Origin of the sequence: Bacterioplanoides sp., assembly GCF_965226395.1 — a bacterium.
Taxonomy (GTDB): Bacteria; Pseudomonadota; Gammaproteobacteria; order Pseudomonadales; family Oceanobacteraceae; genus Bacterioplanoides.
Genome location: NZ_OZ245358.1, coordinates 1,261,578 through 1,279,249 on the forward strand (window position 1 = coordinate 1,261,578; position 17,672 = coordinate 1,279,249).

The 17,672-nt window shown below is 48.2% G+C and carries 17 protein-coding genes; 11 read left to right on the top strand and 6 right to left on the bottom strand.

Features of this window, described 5'->3' with window-relative positions:
• Positions 1-197: 197 nt before the first annotated feature.
• A complete protein-coding gene (gene rpmE, locus ACO05E_RS05790; RefSeq protein WP_419812037.1) occupies positions 198-407 on the bottom strand; it encodes a 50S ribosomal protein L31 in 210 nt (69 codons plus the stop codon).
• Between the two features lie 148 nt (positions 408-555).
• Between rpmE and ACO05E_RS05795 the strand changes: the two genes are divergently transcribed.
• The 7 genes from ACO05E_RS05795 to ACO05E_RS05825 all read left to right on the top strand — a co-directional run bounded on the left by ACO05E_RS05795 (position 556) and on the right by ACO05E_RS05825 (position 7,115).
• Positions 556-2,787 (top strand): primosomal protein N', encoded by a 2,232-nt coding sequence (locus ACO05E_RS05795; RefSeq protein ID WP_419812039.1) that lies wholly within the window; start codon positions 556-558, stop codon positions 2,785-2,787.
• Between the two features lie 64 nt (positions 2,788-2,851).
• A complete protein-coding gene (locus ACO05E_RS05800) occupies positions 2,852-3,697 on the top strand; it encodes a CZB domain-containing protein (RefSeq protein WP_419812040.1) in 846 nt (281 codons plus the stop codon).
• A gap of 73 nt (positions 3,698-3,770) precedes the next feature.
• On the top strand, positions 3,771-4,277 hold the full coding sequence (locus tag ACO05E_RS05805) for a phosphatidylglycerophosphatase A (protein WP_419812041.1): 507 nt from the start codon (positions 3,771-3,773) through the stop codon (positions 4,275-4,277).
• A 22-nt stretch (positions 4,278-4,299) separates the two neighbouring features.
• Positions 4,300-4,647 (top strand): NifB/NifX family molybdenum-iron cluster-binding protein, encoded by a 348-nt coding sequence (locus ACO05E_RS05810; protein WP_419812042.1) that lies wholly within the window; start codon positions 4,300-4,302, stop codon positions 4,645-4,647.
• Between the two features lie 27 nt (positions 4,648-4,674).
• Positions 4,675-5,208 carry a TRAP transporter small permease subunit gene (locus ACO05E_RS05815; RefSeq protein ID WP_419812043.1) on the top strand — a complete coding sequence of 178 codons (534 nt, stop codon included), beginning with the start codon at positions 4,675-4,677 and terminating at the stop codon, positions 5,206-5,208.
• Positions 5,201-6,577: a TRAP transporter large permease gene (locus ACO05E_RS05820; RefSeq protein WP_419812044.1), complete on the top strand. Its 1,377-nt coding sequence runs from the start codon at positions 5,201-5,203 to the stop codon at positions 6,575-6,577. Before ACO05E_RS05815 ends, ACO05E_RS05820 begins: the two co-directional genes overlap by 8 nt.
• 121 nt (positions 6,578-6,698) lie before the next feature.
• Positions 6,699-7,115 (top strand): acyl-CoA thioesterase, encoded by a 417-nt coding sequence (locus ACO05E_RS05825; protein ID WP_419812045.1) that lies wholly within the window; start codon positions 6,699-6,701, stop codon positions 7,113-7,115.
• Between the two features lie 87 nt (positions 7,116-7,202).
• Here the strand turns inward: ACO05E_RS05825 and ACO05E_RS05830 are convergent, their stop codons facing one another.
• A complete protein-coding gene (locus tag ACO05E_RS05830) occupies positions 7,203-8,051 on the bottom strand; it encodes a hypothetical protein (RefSeq protein WP_419812046.1) in 849 nt (282 codons plus the stop codon).
• A 134-nt stretch (positions 8,052-8,185) separates the two neighbouring features.
• Here ACO05E_RS05830 and ACO05E_RS05835 point away from each other — a divergent pair, with 134 nt between their 5' ends.
• Positions 8,186-8,974: a class II glutamine amidotransferase gene (locus ACO05E_RS05835; protein ID WP_419812047.1), complete on the top strand. Its 789-nt coding sequence runs from the start codon at positions 8,186-8,188 to the stop codon at positions 8,972-8,974.
• Here ACO05E_RS05835 and ACO05E_RS05840 read toward each other — a convergent pair.
• The 4 genes from ACO05E_RS05840 to ACO05E_RS05855 form a co-directional block, all read right to left on the bottom strand.
• Positions 8,941-10,026, bottom strand: a complete 1,086-nt coding sequence (locus ACO05E_RS05840) for an MBL fold metallo-hydrolase (protein ID WP_419812048.1) — start codon at positions 10,024-10,026, stop codon at positions 8,941-8,943. The two genes, ACO05E_RS05835 and ACO05E_RS05840, sit on opposite strands and share 34 nt — an antisense overlap.
• 85 nt (positions 10,027-10,111) lie before the next feature.
• Positions 10,112-10,273 (bottom strand): hypothetical protein, encoded by a 162-nt coding sequence (locus ACO05E_RS05845; RefSeq protein WP_419812049.1) that lies wholly within the window; start codon positions 10,271-10,273, stop codon positions 10,112-10,114.
• A gap of 128 nt (positions 10,274-10,401) precedes the next feature.
• Complete coding sequence (locus tag ACO05E_RS05850; RefSeq protein WP_419812050.1) at positions 10,402-13,032, bottom strand: hypothetical protein; 2,631 nt, start codon at positions 13,030-13,032, stop codon at positions 10,402-10,404.
• A 2-nt stretch (positions 13,033-13,034) separates the two neighbouring features.
• Positions 13,035-13,586 carry a hypothetical protein gene (locus tag ACO05E_RS05855; RefSeq protein ID WP_419812051.1) on the bottom strand — a complete coding sequence of 184 codons (552 nt, stop codon included), beginning with the start codon at positions 13,584-13,586 and terminating at the stop codon, positions 13,035-13,037.
• Positions 13,587-13,713: 127 nt separating this feature from the next.
• Between ACO05E_RS05855 and ACO05E_RS05860 the strand changes: the two genes are divergently transcribed.
• The 3 genes from ACO05E_RS05860 to ahcY all read left to right on the top strand — a co-directional run bounded on the left by ACO05E_RS05860 (position 13,714) and on the right by ahcY (position 17,545).
• Positions 13,714-14,703 (top strand): ArsR/SmtB family transcription factor, encoded by a 990-nt coding sequence (locus ACO05E_RS05860; protein WP_419812052.1) that lies wholly within the window; start codon positions 13,714-13,716, stop codon positions 14,701-14,703.
• Between the two features lie 61 nt (positions 14,704-14,764).
• Positions 14,765-15,976 (top strand): methionine adenosyltransferase, encoded by a 1,212-nt coding sequence (gene metK, locus ACO05E_RS05865; RefSeq protein ID WP_419812053.1) that lies wholly within the window; start codon positions 14,765-14,767, stop codon positions 15,974-15,976.
• 171 nt (positions 15,977-16,147) lie between these two features.
• Positions 16,148-17,545: an adenosylhomocysteinase gene (gene ahcY, locus ACO05E_RS05870; RefSeq protein ID WP_419812054.1), complete on the top strand. Its 1,398-nt coding sequence runs from the start codon at positions 16,148-16,150 to the stop codon at positions 17,543-17,545.
• Positions 17,546-17,672: the final 127 nt, after the last annotated feature.

Below are 17,672 nucleotides of genomic sequence, written 5' to 3' on the forward strand. Positions count from 1 at the left end.
CCGGGCTATTTAGCTCGGCTTTTTTGTGCCTGCAGCATTCAGGCATTCGACCTGAAACTTAATAAGCCTTTGATTTTAAAGGTAATACGTTTTGTACAATACAAAACGTATTACCAACTCGACTAACTCACAGGCACAAAAAAACCCGCGACCCAGATCGTAATGACCAAAGTGGCGGGTTTTTCTTAACGTTTTGCTTACTTCTTGAAAGCACCAAAACGCTTCTTGAACTTGTCGATACGACCACCGGTATCCAGAACTTTCTGCTTACCAGTGTAGAACGGGTGGCAAGAAGAACATACGTCCAGAGCCATAGTACCTGGCTTGGTGGATTTGGTTTCAACAACGTTACCGCAAGAGCAAGTTGCTTTCAGTTCCGCGTATTCTGGTTGAATATCGTTTTGCATAATTAAGCCTCTTTACCTTCACGCCGCCACTAACAGCACTTCTGTCAGCACCGCGCTACTGATATAAGTAGTTAAATTTGCCTTCGCACTTGCGTGGGCAAAAGGGACGCGCATAATACCAGAGCCACCGTCAGCAGCAAGCGTTTTCATGCCCTTTTTTGTCGTCACCATCGCCCTTCCCGTGCCGTTACGCAGGCTTTTTGACTACCTGCCCGCCAACACTGAAACAGCCGATCGCTATCAACCGGGCCAACGGGCCAGAGTCCGGTTTGGCTCACAATTGCTCACCGGCATTGTGATTACAACGAGTGAACAAACGGATGTTCCACACGACAAACTCAAGCCGCTGCTGCAACGCCTGGATGACCAGCCTCTGGTGGATCAACACACGCTGGCTTTGTGCCAATGGCTGGCCGGTTATTACCATCATAGTTTAGGGGAAGTACTGGAACTGGCTCTGCCGACCATGTTGCGCCGGGGTTGTGAGCTGACCGAAGCCGATGAGAAAGTCTGGGAAAAGCAATCCAGCAGCACAACACCTGAGCTGAAAGGTGTCAAGCAACAGTCGTTGTGGCAGTTGTTTCAGCAACAGCCACAATGGCCGCATAAAGCTCTGACCACTCGTGGCTTTACCTTAGCGCAACTAAAGCGCCTGGCTGAACTCGGTTTGATTCAGGAAAGTGAACAGCTGCCAGCACCTGCCATGGCAGAACACATCACGGCACCGCTACCACTCAACAGCGAACAACAAAAAGGCGTAGATGCCATTCGTGCTCATTTGGGAAGTTTCAAACCCTGCTTGCTGGAGGGCGTTACCGGATCAGGCAAGACCGAAGTTTATCTGCAATTGATCGCCGCAGCGCTGCAAGACAATCGACAAGTACTGGTACTGGTACCGGAAATTGGTTTAACTCCCCAAACGGTTGGCCGTTTTCGTGCCCGCTTTAACGTGCCGGTAGCGTTGCTACATTCCGGTTTAAACGATCGTGAACGCTTACAAGGCTGGCGTCAGTGTCGTGAAGGTGCTGCCCGTATTCTGATTGGCACCCGCTCTGCCGTTTTTACCCCGCTACCTGACTTAGGGCTTATTATTCTCGACGAAGAGCACGATGCCTCGTTTAAGCAACAGGATGGCTTACGCTATTCGGCGCGGGATTTTGCTCTGGTACGAGGCCATAAAGCCCAGGTTCCGGTACTACTGGGCTCCGCGACACCGTCATTAGAAACCTTACATAACGCCCTGACGGGCAAATACCTGCATCTGAAGCTGTTACGCCGCGCCGGTAACGCCAAGCCACCAGCGATGAAATTACACAGCATTTTGCATCAACCGCTGACCGCGGGTTTTGCCCAACCGGTATTGGCCAAAATGCAGCAGCATTTGCGCAACGGCAAACAGGTGCTGGTGTTTATTAATCGCCGGGGTTTTGCGCCGTTACTGGCCTGCCAGCAGTGTGGCTGGATGGCGGAATGCCGCCGTTGTGACGCGCGCTTAACCCTGCATCAATATCCGGCGCATTTGCATTGCCATCATTGTGATTTTCAGCAAGGTATTCCGGCTCATTGCCCGGACTGCCATAGCCCGAAAATTGAAGCCGTGGGTCAGGGCACCGAACGGATCGAACAACAACTTGAACAGCTATTCCCGGATTTCCCGATTCGCCGGGTAGACCGCGACAGCGTGCGTACCAAACAGGCCTTTGATGCCTTATTCGATGAGATTCATAACGGCGGCCCCTGCATTCTGGTTGGCACCCAAATGTTAGCCAAAGGCCATCACTTTCCCGATGTGACCATGGTAACCATCCTCGATAGCGATGCAGGGCTATTCAGCGCCGACTTTCGTGGCATGGAGCACAGCGCCCAGCTGATTCTGCAAGTTGCCGGACGTGCCGGGCGCGCTGAATCCCCGGGAGAAGTATGGATTCAGACTCTGTATGCCGATCACCCTCAGCTGAATCTGCTGCTCGACAGTGGTTATCACGCACTGGCGTTGTCCATGTTGCAGGAGCGCAACGCACAACAGCTGCCGCCTTACAGCTTTATGGCGCTGTTACGGGCCGAATGTGAAGACCGCCATCTGGCACAGCAATTTCTGCAGCAAGCACGTGGCTTTATTCAGGAACTGCAACGCCAGCATCATCAGTACCATGATCATCAGGGGTTAAAGCTGCAACAGGAAGGCGTGAATCTGTTGGGGCCATTCCCGGCCATTATGGAGCGTCGCGCCGGACGCTTCCGCCACCAGCTGCAATTGTATGCCAAAGAGCGTGCCAGCCTGCATCGGGTTGCTGCGACTCTGGTGCAGTTTCTGGAACAACAAAAAGGCTTTAACAAGGTTCGCTGGCATCTGGATATCGACCCGCTCGATACCCTATAGGCCCGGCCAAAGCAGCAGAGCCGTCTATACTGATGGCATCTTTATCCAACGACAGTGAATCGTTATGGAATTTCTCAGTTTCCGGCATGGCCAGCAACATTACGCCGTACCCATTGCCAGCGTGCGTTTTATTACCGCCGATAACTCATTAAAACTGACCCGGGTTGCCCTCGGTGACGGCCAGCAACACGATATGGTTGAATTTGATGGCAAGGCTTGTGTGGTGTTGTCGCTGGCTGATTTGCTTGGCCAGGACTCAGCACAAACTGAGGTCCAGGCACTGGTTGAGCTACTGCATGCCCGCGAGCAGGACCACGTTAACTGGCTGGATGCTTTAGAAGAGAGCCTGACCCAGGGCAGCGAATTTACCAAAGCCAGAGATCCAAACGAGTGTGCTTTTGGCCGTTGGTACAAGCATTTTCACACCGATAACGAAGCGCTGGCGCAATTGCTGGAGAAGTTTGATATCCCACACCAGCGTATTCATGCCTTAGCGCATGAACTGCTGACCATGCGTGATGCTGGCGAGACAGATGCCGCCCTGGCTATTTTAACCGAGCACAAACGCACTACTCTGACCCGCTTGCAGGCATTATTCAGCGATGCTAGGAATATGGTCAGCTCAAGTGTCCGGCCAACGGTCATTATGATTCAGGATGATAAAAGCCAGGTCATTGGCTTAAAGGTCGATGATATTGGTGAAGTCTTCAGTTGCTCCCCCGAGCAGCAGGACAGCGGCTCGGACGAGCTGCTGCCGCATTTTGCTCATGCCTGGCTAAAAGCCGTAGAGCTGGATGGCGAGCCAGTGACGGTGATGCAACTCAACCCCAACCTGTTGTTGCTTAATCAGGATGAGCTGCAAGACCAGCTGCCGCAGCCCCAATCAGCCACCCAGGCTGTAGCCGGATAAAACCGCACACGACTCGCGATGATTACTCAAGAGCTGCTACACTGCAGCTCTTTTTTATCCAGGCGAAAATACCGTGTTGTTTCAAAGCCTCAATCTTAGCGCTCGCCCCGACCTCAAAGGGCTGAACCTGAAAAACCCGATTCATCTGTTCGCTTTTGGCTTAGGCTCAGGTTTGCCGAAAAAAGCGCCCGGCACCTGGGGCACCGTGGCAGCCATTCCGGTATGGCTGTTGCTGTTACAGGGAGTTCCCACCCTCCCCTATCTGTATGTCTTAATCGCTGGTTTTGCCTTTGGTGTGATGGTGTGTGAATACACCTCTCGCGACCTGGGTGTCCACGATCATGGTGGCATCGTCTGGGATGAATGGATTGGCTTGTGGATTACCTATTTGTGGCTGCCTGACGGCATCGGCTGGTTAATCTACGGCTTTGTTCTGTTCCGTATTTTTGACATCCTCAAGCCCTGGCCAATCCAATGGTTAGATAAAAAAGTACACGGTGGCTTCGGCATCATGATTGATGATGTGCTGGCTGGTATTTTTGCTTTCGTGCTACTGCAACTGACAGCGGCTTTGCTATAACCCGATTATTTGAGAATTAATTATGAAAATTGCTGTTGCCAGCTTAAATGGCGAAACGGTATGTGGACAACCAGGCCGCTGCCGCACCTTTATTTTATTTGATACCGATGGCTTTGAAGTATTAGAGCAGGAAAACATCAAATTCAGTGAAGATTATATTCTGCAGGGATTTGATCCGGAAAAATCACACCCGGTGGATAAAATTGATGTGCTGATTGCTTCGGCTCTGGGTGAAGGTCTGGTTAACCAGCTGCAACAGCGTGACGTTATTGCCGTTGCAACCAGCGTTAAAGATGCAGCAGAAGCAGCCCAGCGCTTCCTCGATGGTGACCTGCCCATCAAAGACGCTAAAAAGAAAAAGAAGAAATAATTCACTACTATTGATCCAGCCCTGCATATGCTTGAAAAAATACGCCTGATTGATCGCTTCACCGAAACCGTGGGTAAAACCGTGCGTTGGTTTGCCTTGCTGATGGTTATTCTGACCTGCCTGGTGGTGGCATTACGCTATGTATTTTATGTGCCATCCGTTGCCCTGCAGGAAAGTGTTTCGTACCTGCATGCGGCATTATTTATGCTGGGAGCCGCCTATACCTGGCAGCAAGGCGGCCATGTTCGGGTTGATGTGTTTTACCATTCCATGTCACGGCAAAAACAGCATTGGGTCGATCGCTTAGGAATCATTTTTTTATTATTTCCGGTTTGTCTTTTTATGCTCTACAGCAGCTGGGAATACGTCAGCATTGCCTGGCAGATTGGTGAAAAATCTCAGGAGGCCGGCGGCCTGCCTTTTGTCTATTTATTAAAAACTCTGATTCTGGTGATGCCACTGTTGATGTTAATACAAGCGGTTGCGGAGCTGCTCAGAACCTTCCTGCCTGAAACAGTGCAAAAAACTCACACAGCAAGCAAGGAGGTTCATCATGGTTGAGTGGTTGCCGCTGATTCTGTTTGTTTGTGTGTGCCTGGTATTAATGGCCGGATTTCCGGTGGCGTTTTCTCTGGCGGGTACTTCACTATTGTTTGCCGGTTTTGGTGTACTGACCGACACGCTAGACAGCGCCTTTTTATCCGCCTTACCGAATCGCTTATTTGGTATTTTGTCGAATCAGATTTTAACTGCCGTTCCCTTATTTATTTTTATGGGAGTGATGTTGGAAAAATCCCGGGTGGCGGAACAATTACTGCGTAATATGGGGTTTTTATATGGCTCGTTACGTGGCGGGCTGGGGTTATCCGTTATTCTGGTCGGCGCACTGATGGCCGCCAGCACCGGCATTATTGGTGCAACCGTGGTAACGATGGGATTAATCTCTTTGCCGACCATGCTTAAAAATGGCTATAGCCCATCATTAGCGACTGGCACTATTTGTGCCACGGGTACGCTGGGCCAGATTATCCCGCCGTCCACCGCCCTGATTATTCTGGGAGACGTGTTATCCAGCGCCTACCAACAGGCTCAGCTGAATATGGGCATCTTCGCACCCGACACCATTTCCGTAGCCGACCTGTTTTTAGGCGCGGTCATTCCCGGGGCGATACTGGTGACGGCTTACCTTGCCTACATCATTTTAATTGCCCTGTTTAAAGGCGAATCCGCACCAGCAGTTCAGGATCGTCCACCATTTTCCTGGGCATTTTTCGGCCGCTTAGTGGTCTCTCTGGTACCACCGATGGTGTTGGTTTTTATGGTACTGGGCGCAATTTTTACCGGCATTGCCACGCCAACCGAAGCGGCCGGCATTGGTGCATTGGGCGCTACTTTGCTGGCCATCGGTTATGGCGAATTTGATTTAAAGCGCTTAAAAGAAGTGATGGACAGCACGCTACAAGTCACCAGCATGGTGTTCCTGATTTTTATTGGCGCAGCATTATTTTCACTGGTATTCCGCGGCTTTGGCGGTGAAGAGCTGGTGCATTCCGCTTTCACGGATATGCCGGGTGGGGTATTCGGTGCCATGTTAATGGTGATGGTAGTTATCTTCTTGCTGGGCTTTATTCTCGACTTTATTGAAATCACGCTGGTTGTGGTTCCGATTATTGCGCCGGTATTGCTTAGTATGGGCGTCGACCCGGTATGGCTGGGCATTATGATCGCCCTTAACCTGCAAACCTCTTTCCTGACTCCGCCATTTGGTTTCGCTCTGTTTTATCTGCGAGGGGTCACTCCGCCTGACATCAAAACCCAAACTCTCTACAAAGGTGTGATTCCTTTTATTGTGATACAGCTGCTGGTTCTGATGGCATTGGCGGCCTTCCCGGAGATGGCGACCTACTTACCAGACCAGATTTATGGCTAAGAGCAGGATTATTACCGTTATTGCGATACTGAGTTACCCGTAATCACGCGGTGGATGGCTGGGCGGCCGGTATAAAAAACAGTAAACTCACGACAAAATAATCACAATCAGGTCTGAGTCGATGGAATCGCGTCCACATGAACCTTCAATAACCGAAGATAATATCCCAACACCGGATGGTGAGCTGTCTATGCGTGTGATTCCAACACGCGCTGAAGCCAATATCCATGGTGATATCAGCAGTGGTTGGGTCGTTAAACAAATGGATCACGCTGCAGAAAGTGTGGTCAGCCGTTTGGCCAAAGGCCGGATTGCCAATATTGCGATGGAATCCTTGTCCTTTATGTCCCCTATCCGGGTTGGCGCGGCGGTATGCATCTATACCAAGCTGCTGGAAATTGGCACATCCTCGGTGCGGATTCAGGTGGAAATCTGGACGTTAAATCCGAATGAAGAGCAGCGCCGTAAAGTCGTGGATGCGACCTTTGTGTATGTTGCGATTGATGAGAAAGGCCGGATTCGTAAGGTGCCGCGTTAATCACAAAGCGCTCTATTAAAGCGCCATTGGTTAAAATGACCATCCATTAAAAAGGGCCTGCTGCCCTTTCTAATGGATAATTCGATTTCAGAGAACGATATTTCCTGTAGCTGTGAGTGTTGAGGCACAGCTATCTGTCTGGCCATTAAATACTTCGGTTTCTGAACTTGTTCCAGATGCCGAAACATCGCCGGTATTTACGTCAACCGTATAAGTGATGTCACCAGATTGTGAAAAGCTATCACCATCATCATCGGAACCAGACTCAGAAAAAGTAAACCTGAGTGCATTCTCAGTTGACGAGCTTGCAAAGTCTTGACGAGAGCTCATTAACTCTCTGGCATAACCCTCTGAAAAATTAAACACTGTCGCGGCTATATCATTACGTGTGCGAGGCGCGCCGTCATTGCAAGATTCAATTTCAACAACATCAGATAAAACAACAAACTCGTTGTTCATAAGTCTTAAACTTTCTCGATTAGCGCGAACAACCGTTAGTTCAAAGCTGGTCTCATTATCATTGAAAGACTTCAGTTCAATAGAAACTGTCTCTCCCATTATAACCTGAATGACAACAGCTTCATTTGCACCTCCATTAATGCTTTCAACTCCATCTACGACTAAATCCAAGTCACTGTCATTCGCATCAGCACCATCCAATACGACCGCCAGTAACATATCCTCACTAGCTACAAAGGAAAACTGAAGTTCGGCACCAGCTTGAATGGACGAGTTAACAACGGTATTCAGTGGAATGGTCGAGCCATCACTTAAATTGCCATTTAGGGTTGATAACTGAGGGGCAGAAGCTGGGCCAGAAAGAGATGGATTTATTTCCTGACTAATGCCATTACTACCAGAGCCACCAGAAGAAGAACCTCCGCCACAGGCAAGCATACTCATAGAAAGTACTGCAACAGACAACTGCTTTAACATCGAAAAATCCCTTTATTATTAGGTCTATTAGTTTTAATAAGCGGCGCAGATACTATCATGTGGCTCATCATCTACACTATCCTAATATAATCTAGCGATACACCAATCAGAACGAAGAGGACAATCTCAAGACGATGTGCGAACTACTGGGTATGAGCGCCAATACGCCAACCGATTTATGCTTTAGCTTTACCGGCCTCACCCGTCGCGGTGGTGATACCGGACCTCATTCAGATGGTTGGGGCGTGGCATTTTATGAAGGTAAAGGGGTGCGAACCTTTCACGAGTCCAGCGCCAGTGCCTCCTCAGAAATTGCCACCGTGGTGCAATCTCATCCGATCAAAAGTGAAACGGCAATCTGCCATATCAGGCAAGCCAATGTGGGCCATAATTGCCTGGCGAATACGCATCCTTTTACCAGGGAACTCTGGGGCCGGTATTGGGTATTTGCACACAACGGCCAGCTTACTGATTTTGTTGCTCCAGAGGGATTTTATGAAGCCGTTGGTGATACCGATAGTGAAGCTATTTTTTGCGATTTAATGAATCACCTGAGGCACTCTTTATCACGTACCGCGAAGCTCGAAGACATAGCAGAGGCCCTGGCAGATAAAGCGCAGTTTTATGCCAAACAAGGTGTCTTTAATTGTTTATTAAGTAACGGTGATTGGTTATTTACTTTCTGCTCAACCAAACTAGCCAGCATTACCCGGCGCGCACCGTTTGGCCCGGCACAATTAAAAGATGCCGATGTCACGGTTGATTTTGAGTCGGAGACGACTCCCAATGATGTGGTGAGTGTCATTGCCACTGAGCCACTCACCAGCGATGAAGCCTGGGACATTTATCAACGCGGTGAATGGCGTTTATGGCAGAACGGCGAAGTGTGTTATTCAGGAACAGTCGCATTACCTGCCAACTGATCAACCGTCCAGGTAGCGCCAATATTAATGGCCTGAAAACGATCTGGATTAATCTGATTCAGCTGCAAAGCCTGTGATAGTGCCAGTGGCGGCTCGTCGATATTTTCTGCGGTTAATACAAAGGTATTCCAGTGAATACCAAACGCAGATTGTGCATTAATATCTTTAAATATTTTAACCGCTTCATGTGGATTAACATGGTGGTACTTCATAAACCAGCGCGGCTCATAAGCACCAATCGGGATCATGGCTAAATCAACCTGCCCTAATGCATCACCAATTTCTTTAAACTGCACGTCGTTATAACCGGTATCGCCACCAAACCAGGCCGTAAAATCAGGCCATTTAAAAGCCCAGGATGCCCATAGACTTTTATTGGTATCAAACATCGAACGGCGCGACCAGTGCTGGCTCGGCAGCGCCTGAATTTCAACACCTTTGAGCAAATAGTGTTGCCACCAGTCCAGCTCAACCACATTGGTGACATCAAATTGTGCGAACCAGTCTTTTAACCCCAGAGGCACAATCCATAAAGTGTTATTACCCAGCGCCTGTACCGTTTCAACATCCAGATGATCATAGTGATTATGGGAAATAACCACGGCATCAATCGCCGGTAAATCCGCCAGACTCAGCGAGGTCTGGGTGTAACGCTTGGGCCCGGCAAAACTGAAGGGCGATGCCCGGTCTGAAAAGATCGGGTCTGTCAGAATCGTTATGCCCTGATACTGCAACAGTACGGTGGAGTGACCAATCAGAGTAGCTTGTGGTGATGATCCTGCATGCTGAACGACGTCAGGTGGTGTCGGCTGCCAGAACTGACTGTAATTCTGCGGCTCCTGTGGCCAGTCCTGCTCATCAAAAAAGCGGGCTTTAAGAAACGAGAAGGTGCCGGGCTTAGCATCGTCTGACAGATACAGGTTACGGAAAACACCGTCACCGTGATGGGCTGGCTTTTCGTTCTGAGTGACCCCTGAAACTTCTGTTTGTTGATTCGCACTGCAACCCGTTGCCAAAACCAGCGCCAGCACACCTGAAAAAAACTTCAACACACCTTGCTCCCATTCACACCGATACCATTCACACAGATAAAACAGCCCGTACTGTTGCACGGGCTGTCGCAGGGAACAACGATCTTTACTGAGCTTTATTCAGGCACACCTGATCGCCGTAGTAGTTATCCCCGTAGTTGCATTCACCACACTGTGCTTTTGCCTGCTTTCTCTCAACATCACGGGATACCTGCTGATGAATACGAATAGCAGCTTGGGCACTGATATAAGACTGAACAAATTTCATGATGTTATCTCCTGTTTGATCTGATGTTTAATTTATCAGCGGCCAATAAATTATAGAAATCAATTAAAGCTAACACCCTGATAGCAAAAACCCCAACTAAAAAGCCGGGGTCGTTAATACATCAAAAGTTATGCAGCGCTCTGTCGTCTTATAAAAGGAGTCATCAGCAACAGCCAGAACAATGTGCCGCCACCACTACCACCGCCACCTGAGTTTTGATCAGTAGCCGGAGATGATGGATCAACCGGATCAACCGGATCAACTGGATCAACTGGATCAACTGGATCAACTGGATCAACTGGATCAACTGGATCAACTGGATCAACTGGATCAACTGGATCAACTGGATCAACTGGATCAACCGGATCAATTTTCGGCATCTGACTTAAAGCAAATGCTGTTGTATTTAGTGAATCTTCGACTCCCAGGATTCCTTCATTTTGCACATAGACATCGCTAGTAAAAACAGGGATCGGAAACTGGCCAGGGATATAAACATCATCGTCATTGACACCGGCAATCTGTCTTGGGTTTCCTCCCTGATCCATAATATTGATTACATTATTAAACTGATCGGTATGAAAGTTCCCTAAAAAGTGGCCTGCTTCATGAGCGGCAATGGTTCCTACCATTCTTGCGATAAGAGAAATTTTATCGTCTGTGGTTGTCGCCTGATAATAATTAGCGCTATCTTCGCCATACTCAAAAGGGCTACCACTTAAAACATCTAATAAAACAACACCAGTTTCCCCAGTAGCAAAATTACCAACATCGATTGATTGAGCCAGGCCGATTGTTGATATTCCTAATTCATCAATGCTTCCGCCAATGATCAGCCTGGAGACATTTTCCTCTCCGAATTGATCCAGGTTGTCTTTACTGTTCAGCAATGTAATGGTGAAGTGTTCATTATTTCCTTGTTCTGCCAGATGTTCATTCAACTGAAAATTTAAAACTTCCATAATGGCATCGATCAATTGATCTTCGTGTTCCGGTAGCAATGCCCAGTCCGATAAAAAGTCCGTTATCGGAGATAGGCTGGCATTCTCATTAGCAAACTCATCATCGAACACAGTTTGTGCATTAATAAGAGCACCATCAAAGTCCACAAAAATAGTTTGGTGATCATCGGTATTTACTGTTTCAAGATAAGGCCGATATAGGGCAACGTGTCCGCTATAATCCCCTCCTTGGGTAAATGCTCCATAATTCAAGTGATAAACACCATCTTCGGGAATCATATACAGAACATATCCTTCGCCCGGCAATCCACCTAAAGGAGAGTCCGTCGGGTAAATCTCAGAAAGAGATGTAGACAGGTAGTTTACAGTTCTATCATTATCATCAAGTAATGCAACATCAAAACCACCCAATGAGATATCAACACTAGCCTCAACGATATCACCCGCATTTAAACTCAGAGAAAAATATTGGTACTCAGGATCATAATCTGGCTCTTCAGGAACAATAGGGCGAAACCTTGCTAGTGTTAGGACTAATTCATAGGAGCCCTCTCTGCCAACTCCGTTTCCTGAAGAAGAATCAAATACATTACCCAGTGAACTACCAAAGGATTTAATCAAGGCAAAATAACGGTCAGCAACAGGAGCAGTAAAGGTTAATAAGCTGTCAAAACCAATCCCACCATCATCATCTTCAGCGACCAAATTGCCATTGGAGTTATATATTTCAATATATGGATCTAAACTACTTGCAGGGGTGTTAACAGCGATAGTAAGAGCTTGCCCTGACTCCATTTCACCTAATGCATATACATCAAAATCTCCTGAACCCGTACCAAGCAACCCATAAGGGCCATCACCAATTTGTGCATTATACTGATACGATACATCCAAAGAAGGCAAACTCGCAGCACCCGCTTTTTTTAAGTCACCATCATCTTCATTATTCGTAGCATCAATTACAGACAAGGTGGTTCCTGAAGAACCATTGGTATACAAATTTAAAATATAATCACCTTGCGAGACAGCTCCGGAACCGGAGTCTGCATCAAAAGGGTTTAACAACGAGCTACCGCGCCCATGCACCATTAAATACACCTCCCTATTATTTGAAGAGGCGAAATTTATACGTCTGCCGTTATTAAAAAATACGCTATCTCCTAACACAGTCCCGGTTGATGAGAACACTGTAATATCCGGACTTAGTCCCGAGAAAAATCTCTCTACATAAAAAGTGTATTCCTGGTTTTCAACCAACCCGGAGATCTTCAGAAAATCAAAATCACCCGTTGTTTCAGATAGTTCTCCGTCACCAATAACACCACGATACACATCTGTGCCACCTTGAGCTGGCATTGATACCTCAAAAGCAGAAGCAATATCGCCATCTTCTTCATTTGGTCTTAAATCAATATACGGGGTTAGAGTACCCCCGGATTGATCAGGAAACGTGCCTGATACAATGGCATATTGAAATTGATCTTCTCCTGTACCTAATTGCGGAATCAATTGAGAGGAATTAATATCGATATTGGTATTATCAGAAGTAATACTGAGTGGTGCCGGGCTATTTGCAAGTAACCGGGAAAAAGACTGTCTTGCAGACAACTTTCGCTTTTCTTTCTGCTCTTTTAACTTTCTTTCCCACCCGTTGTAATCTGGTTTAACGGATTTAGGCAAATAAGCCAAATATGGATTTGGACTGGTCACCTTGTTATTTTTTGATTGACTTGAAATATCTGCACCATATCCCTGCATACATAAAGTCAACAACGTAAGGCCTATTATTTTCTTCATAATTATTCTTTCTCTATCCATCCAATGGTAATAACAGGGTCAGACAGCTCAGCTTTTACAGGCCGATCTGCCGGATATAAATACAACTTCAAACTCAGCAGTTTCTGCGTACAGTCAGCCACAGAGCGATCATGGTTTTTTAATTCAAAATTCAGAGTGATCAGCTGTTGCCCCTTGGACCATTTGCGCGAAAGGTTCTGATAATCAGGCGTGATACTCTGACCGCAAAAAAGCCAATCAGCATCGGCAACATTGCCAAATAAAGACCGGTTACGGGTGATGGTTAATTGCAAAGACTGGATGTCAGCCAAGAACTCTTCAGTTATCGGATGCTTCGACTGGAACACCAATTCAGGAGCGTAGGCCTTTTGTAATGACTGACTGATGGAAGCCGATGCTCCAGTAATCAGCCAGCCTGCTCCGCTTACAGGCAAAGAGTGAACCTTTACCGGCAAATGAGTCGAGTGCTCTGATGCGCTCGCTTCAGAAAGAGTTGGAACAAAGTTGCAGGCACAGAGTAAAACAAGTACTGACAACACAGTCATCCGTAACATATCGTAATCCTTTGTTATGAGATTGTTATGATATCTGTATCAACATCCAGACTCCACAAAAAATCTATATCGAAAAAATTTGATATAGAGTAAAAAGCACACTACACTGCGCAGCATGATGCAATCTATGAGTACTCAATTTTCAACAACGACGATTCAGCAGCCTGATCTGGCGAAGGCCTGTAAGGCGGCGGGTGATCCGTTGCGAATGAGTATTCTGAAGCTGCTGGGGCAAGGTGCCTTTGGTGTGCTGGAGCTGTGCCGAGTGTTTGATATTAAGCAGTCGAGCATGAGCCACCACCTGAAGATTCTGGCCCAGGCTGGTTTAGCCAGCACCCAGCGCGAAGGCAACAGTATTTTTTATCGTCGCCCACTGATTCAGGGCAATGAGCCATTTAATCAGTGGCTGAGCGCAACCTTCTCGGCTATTGATGGCAGCGAAGATGAAGCCCACGCTCAGGTTCAGGCAGCGGTGACTGAAGTGTTGCAGGAGCGTGCTCAGGCCTGTGCTGAGTTTTTTGCCCGCCATGCCGAAGACTTTAAAGAGCAGCAGGATTTAATCGCCTCGCACGATCAATATGGCGAAGCGCTCAATGAGTTGCTTAACTCAGTGACAAGTGGTCAGACATCTCTCACTCAGGCGCTGGAGATTGGCCCGGGTGAAGGTGCTTTTATCCCGGCTCTGTCGCAGCACTTTGAGCGGGTAACGGCGTTAGATATTTCGCCTGATATGTTGGCATTAACGCAGCAGGTGGTGAATCAGCAGTCCTTACTGAACGTGCGCTGTGTGCTTGGTGAGGCGGACCAACTAGATGATGAGAAAGGCGGCTATCAGTTTGCCGCCGCTAATATGGTGCTGCACCACGTGCCCGCACCCAAAACGATTTTCCAGCAGGTTGCCGGTTTATTAACCAAAGGCGGCAGCTTGTTAATTACCGACCTGTGCCCTCACGAACAAACCTGGGCGCGGGAATCCTGTGGTGATTTATGGCTCGGGTTTGACCCGGCTGATTTAACCGCTTGGGCCAGGGAAGCGGGTTTAACCGAAGGCCCTAGTCAATTTCTCGGGTTGCGGAACGGGTTTCAGATCCAGTTCCGCTTGTTTCATAAAGAGTAATGAAGCAGTTCACCAGTAACGAACAACCCAAATACGATTTAAAAAACGGAGCCTGAAAAGCATGAGTGAATATTCTATTTTTACTTCTGAGTCCGTATCAGAAGGCCACCCGGATAAAGTCGCGGACCAGATTTCTGATGCCGTACTGGATGCCATTATTGCCCGCGACCCATATGCCCGTGTTGCAGTAGAAACCTTAGTTAAAACCGGTATGGCGGTGGTGGCTGGTGAAGTAACCACTTCCTGCTACGTTGATCTGGAAGACATCGTTCGTGATGTTATTACGGGCATTGGTTACAACAGCTCTGAGGTTGGTTTTGATGGTGCGACCTGTGCGGTATTAAACGGTATTGGTAAGCAGTCGGTGGATATCAACCAGGGTGTTGACCGTGCTAAGCCTGAAGATCAGGGTGCCGGTGACCAGGGTCTGATGTTCGGTTATGCCACCAACGAAACTCCAAGCCTGATGCCGGCGCCGGTTTATTACGCCCACCGCCTGGTAGAGCGTCAGTCTGAGCTGCGCACCAACGGCACCCTGCCTTGGTTACGTCCAGATGCCAAATCTCAGGTAACCATTAACTGGGAAGGCGATAGCCCGAAAGTAGATGCCGTGGTTCTGTCGACTCAGCACGATCCAAGCATTTCTCTGGAAGACCTGCGTGAAGCAGTTCTGGAAAACATCATCAAGCCTGTTCTGCCAGCCGAGTGGTTACACGAAGGTACGCTGTACCACATCAACCCAACCGGTAACTTTGTGATTGGCGGCCCAGTGGGTGATGCCGGCCTGACTGGTCGTAAGATCATTGTGGATACCTACGGTGGTATGGCACGTCACGGTGGTGGTGCTTTCTCTGGTAAAGATCCATCCAAGGTTGACCGTTCTGCTGCCTATATTGGCCGTTATGTGGCGAAGAATATTGTTGCGGCTGAGCTGGCTGATAAGTGTGAGATTCAGGTGTCTTACGCCATTGGTGTGGCGGAGCCAACGTCGATCTCAGTGAACACGTTTGGCACTGGTAAAATTTCCGATATTGAATTAGCAAAAGTGATTCGCCAAGTCTTCGATCTGCGCCCTTACGCGATTCAGAACCAGCTGGAACTGCTGAACCCGATGTATCAGCTGACGGCTGCTTATGGTCACTTTGGTCGTGAGCCATTTGAGGACACCTATGAGTACGAAGACCAAGGCGAGAAGAAGAGCAAAACCTTCACCGCGTTCACCTGGGAACGTACTGACAAAGTGGATGCATTAAAAGCGGCTGCGGGCGTTTAAGGTCTCAAACGTTTCACTCATTAAAAGAGGTGTTTTGGATATTCAGTCGCTGACACGCAGCAAGTACATCCTTGTATGCTCTACTATCGCGTCCCTGCGATAGAAGGTCATCGACTAAACAACCAAAACGCCTGACTAATACTTAAAAGCACACTGTGCAAGGGAAAGAATATGTCTTTTACCGATTATAAAGTAGCTGCTCAGGACGCTGAGCAATTTGCTAAAGACGCGGCCTGGGGCCGTAAAGAAATTGAAATCGCCGAAGGCGAAATGCCAGCTCTGATGGCACTGCGTCGTAAGTACAAAGCCAGCCAGCCGCTGAAAGACGCAAAAATCATGGGCTGTATCCACATGACCATTCAGACCGCGGTTCTGATTGAGACTCTGGTGGATTTAGGCGCTGAAGTTCGTTGGTCTTCTTGCAACATCTTCTCCACTCAGGATCACGCAGCAGCAGCTATCGCAGCAGCAGGCATCCCGGTATTCGCCTGGAAAGGTGAAACCGAAGAAGAATTCCTGTGGTGCATCAAACAAACCATTCTGTCTGAAAAAGATGGCGATCAGGTTTGGGATGCCAACATCATCCTGGATGACGGTGGTGACCTGACTGAAATGGTTCACAACGATTTCCCAGAGATGCTGAACAGCATTCACGGTATTTCTGAAGAAACCACCACCGGTGTTCACCGTCTGTTAGATATGCTGACCAAAGGCGAATTAAAAGTGCCTGCGATCAACGTAAATGATGCGGTCACTAAGTCTAAGAACGACAACAAGTACGGCTGTCGTCACTCGCTGAACGATGCTATTAAGCGTGGTACTGACCACCTGCTGTCTGGTAAAAAAGCACTGGTTGTGGGTTACGGCGATGTAGGTAAAGGTTCTGCTGCGTCTCTGCGTCAGGAAGGCATGATCGTTAAAGTGACCGAAGTGGATCCGATTTGTGCGATGCAAGCGTGCATGGACGGCTTCGAAGTGGTTTCTCCATACATTGATGGTGTAAACACTGGCGAGCTGGATGGCATCAATAAGACTCTGTTGGGCAACACCGATCTGATCGTAACCACCACGGGTAACGTTAACGTGTGTGATAAAAACATGCTGCAAGCGCTGAAGAGCGGTGCGGTTGTTTGTAACATCGGTCACTTCGATAACGAAATCGACACGGCGTTCATGCGCGAAAACTGGGAGTGGGATGAGGTTAAGCCTCAGGTTCATAAAGTGATTCGTGATAAAGCCACCAACGATCACCTGATTCTGTTATCGGAAGGTCGTTTGGTTAACCTGGGTAACGCTACGGGTCACCCAAGCCGTATTATGGATGGCTCTTTTGCTAACCAGGTGCTGGCTCAGATCTACCTGTACGAAGCAAAATTCGCTGACCTGAGCGAAGCTGAGAAGAAAGAAGGCATCTACGTTAAGGTTCTGCCGAAGAAGCTGGACGAAGAAGTGGCCAAAGATATGGTTGAAGGCTTCGGCGGTGTGATCACTAAGCTGACTCAGGAACAAGCTGACTACATCGCAGTGGATGTGGATGGGCCATATAAGCCAGAGGCTTATAAATACTAATCTTCAGCATCTGCTCTGAGCAGGTAATGAATATGTCGGACGCTGTAAATACCATCCCTGTAAGCTCGGGCAGCGCTCCCTGCGCTGCACGCCGACATACATTCATCACCTGCTCCGCAGGATGCTC

Bases quoted from the DNA above. Each gene is read 5' to 3' on its own strand.
- ACO05E_RS05845 (WP_419812049.1), bottom strand. From the start codon at position 10,273: ATGAAATTTGTTCAGTCTTATATCAGTGCCCAAGCTGCTATTCGTATT.
- ACO05E_RS05860 (WP_419812052.1), top strand. From the start codon at position 13,714: ATGAGTACTCAATTTTCAACAACGACGATTCAGCAGCCTGATCTGGCG.
- ACO05E_RS05855 (WP_419812051.1), bottom strand. From the start codon at position 13,586: ATGTTACGGATGACTGTGTTGTCAGTACTTGTTTTACTCTGTGCCTGC.
- ACO05E_RS05820 (WP_419812044.1), top strand. From the start codon at position 5,201: ATGGTTGAGTGGTTGCCGCTGATTCTGTTTGTTTGTGTGTGCCTGGTA.
- ACO05E_RS05830 (WP_419812046.1), bottom strand. From the start codon at position 8,051: ATGTTAAAGCAGTTGTCTGTTGCAGTACTTTCTATGAGTATGCTTGCC.
- ahcY (WP_419812054.1), top strand. From the start codon at position 16,148: ATGTCTTTTACCGATTATAAAGTAGCTGCTCAGGACGCTGAGCAATTT.
- rpmE (WP_419812037.1), bottom strand. From the start codon at position 407: ATGCAAAACGATATTCAACCAGAATACGCGGAACTGAAAGCAACTTGC.
- ACO05E_RS05850 (WP_419812050.1), bottom strand. From the start codon at position 13,032: ATGAAGAAAATAATAGGCCTTACGTTGTTGACTTTATGTATGCAGGGA.
- ACO05E_RS05800 (WP_419812040.1), top strand. From the start codon at position 2,852: ATGGAATTTCTCAGTTTCCGGCATGGCCAGCAACATTACGCCGTACCC.
- ACO05E_RS05795 (WP_419812039.1), top strand. From the start codon at position 556: ATGCCCTTTTTTGTCGTCACCATCGCCCTTCCCGTGCCGTTACGCAGG.
- ACO05E_RS05835 (WP_419812047.1), top strand. From the start codon at position 8,186: ATGTGCGAACTACTGGGTATGAGCGCCAATACGCCAACCGATTTATGC.
- ACO05E_RS05825 (WP_419812045.1), top strand. From the start codon at position 6,699: ATGGAATCGCGTCCACATGAACCTTCAATAACCGAAGATAATATCCCA.
- metK (WP_419812053.1), top strand. From the start codon at position 14,765: ATGAGTGAATATTCTATTTTTACTTCTGAGTCCGTATCAGAAGGCCAC.
- ACO05E_RS05815 (WP_419812043.1), top strand. From the start codon at position 4,675: ATGCTTGAAAAAATACGCCTGATTGATCGCTTCACCGAAACCGTGGGT.
- ACO05E_RS05810 (WP_419812042.1), top strand. From the start codon at position 4,300: ATGAAAATTGCTGTTGCCAGCTTAAATGGCGAAACGGTATGTGGACAA.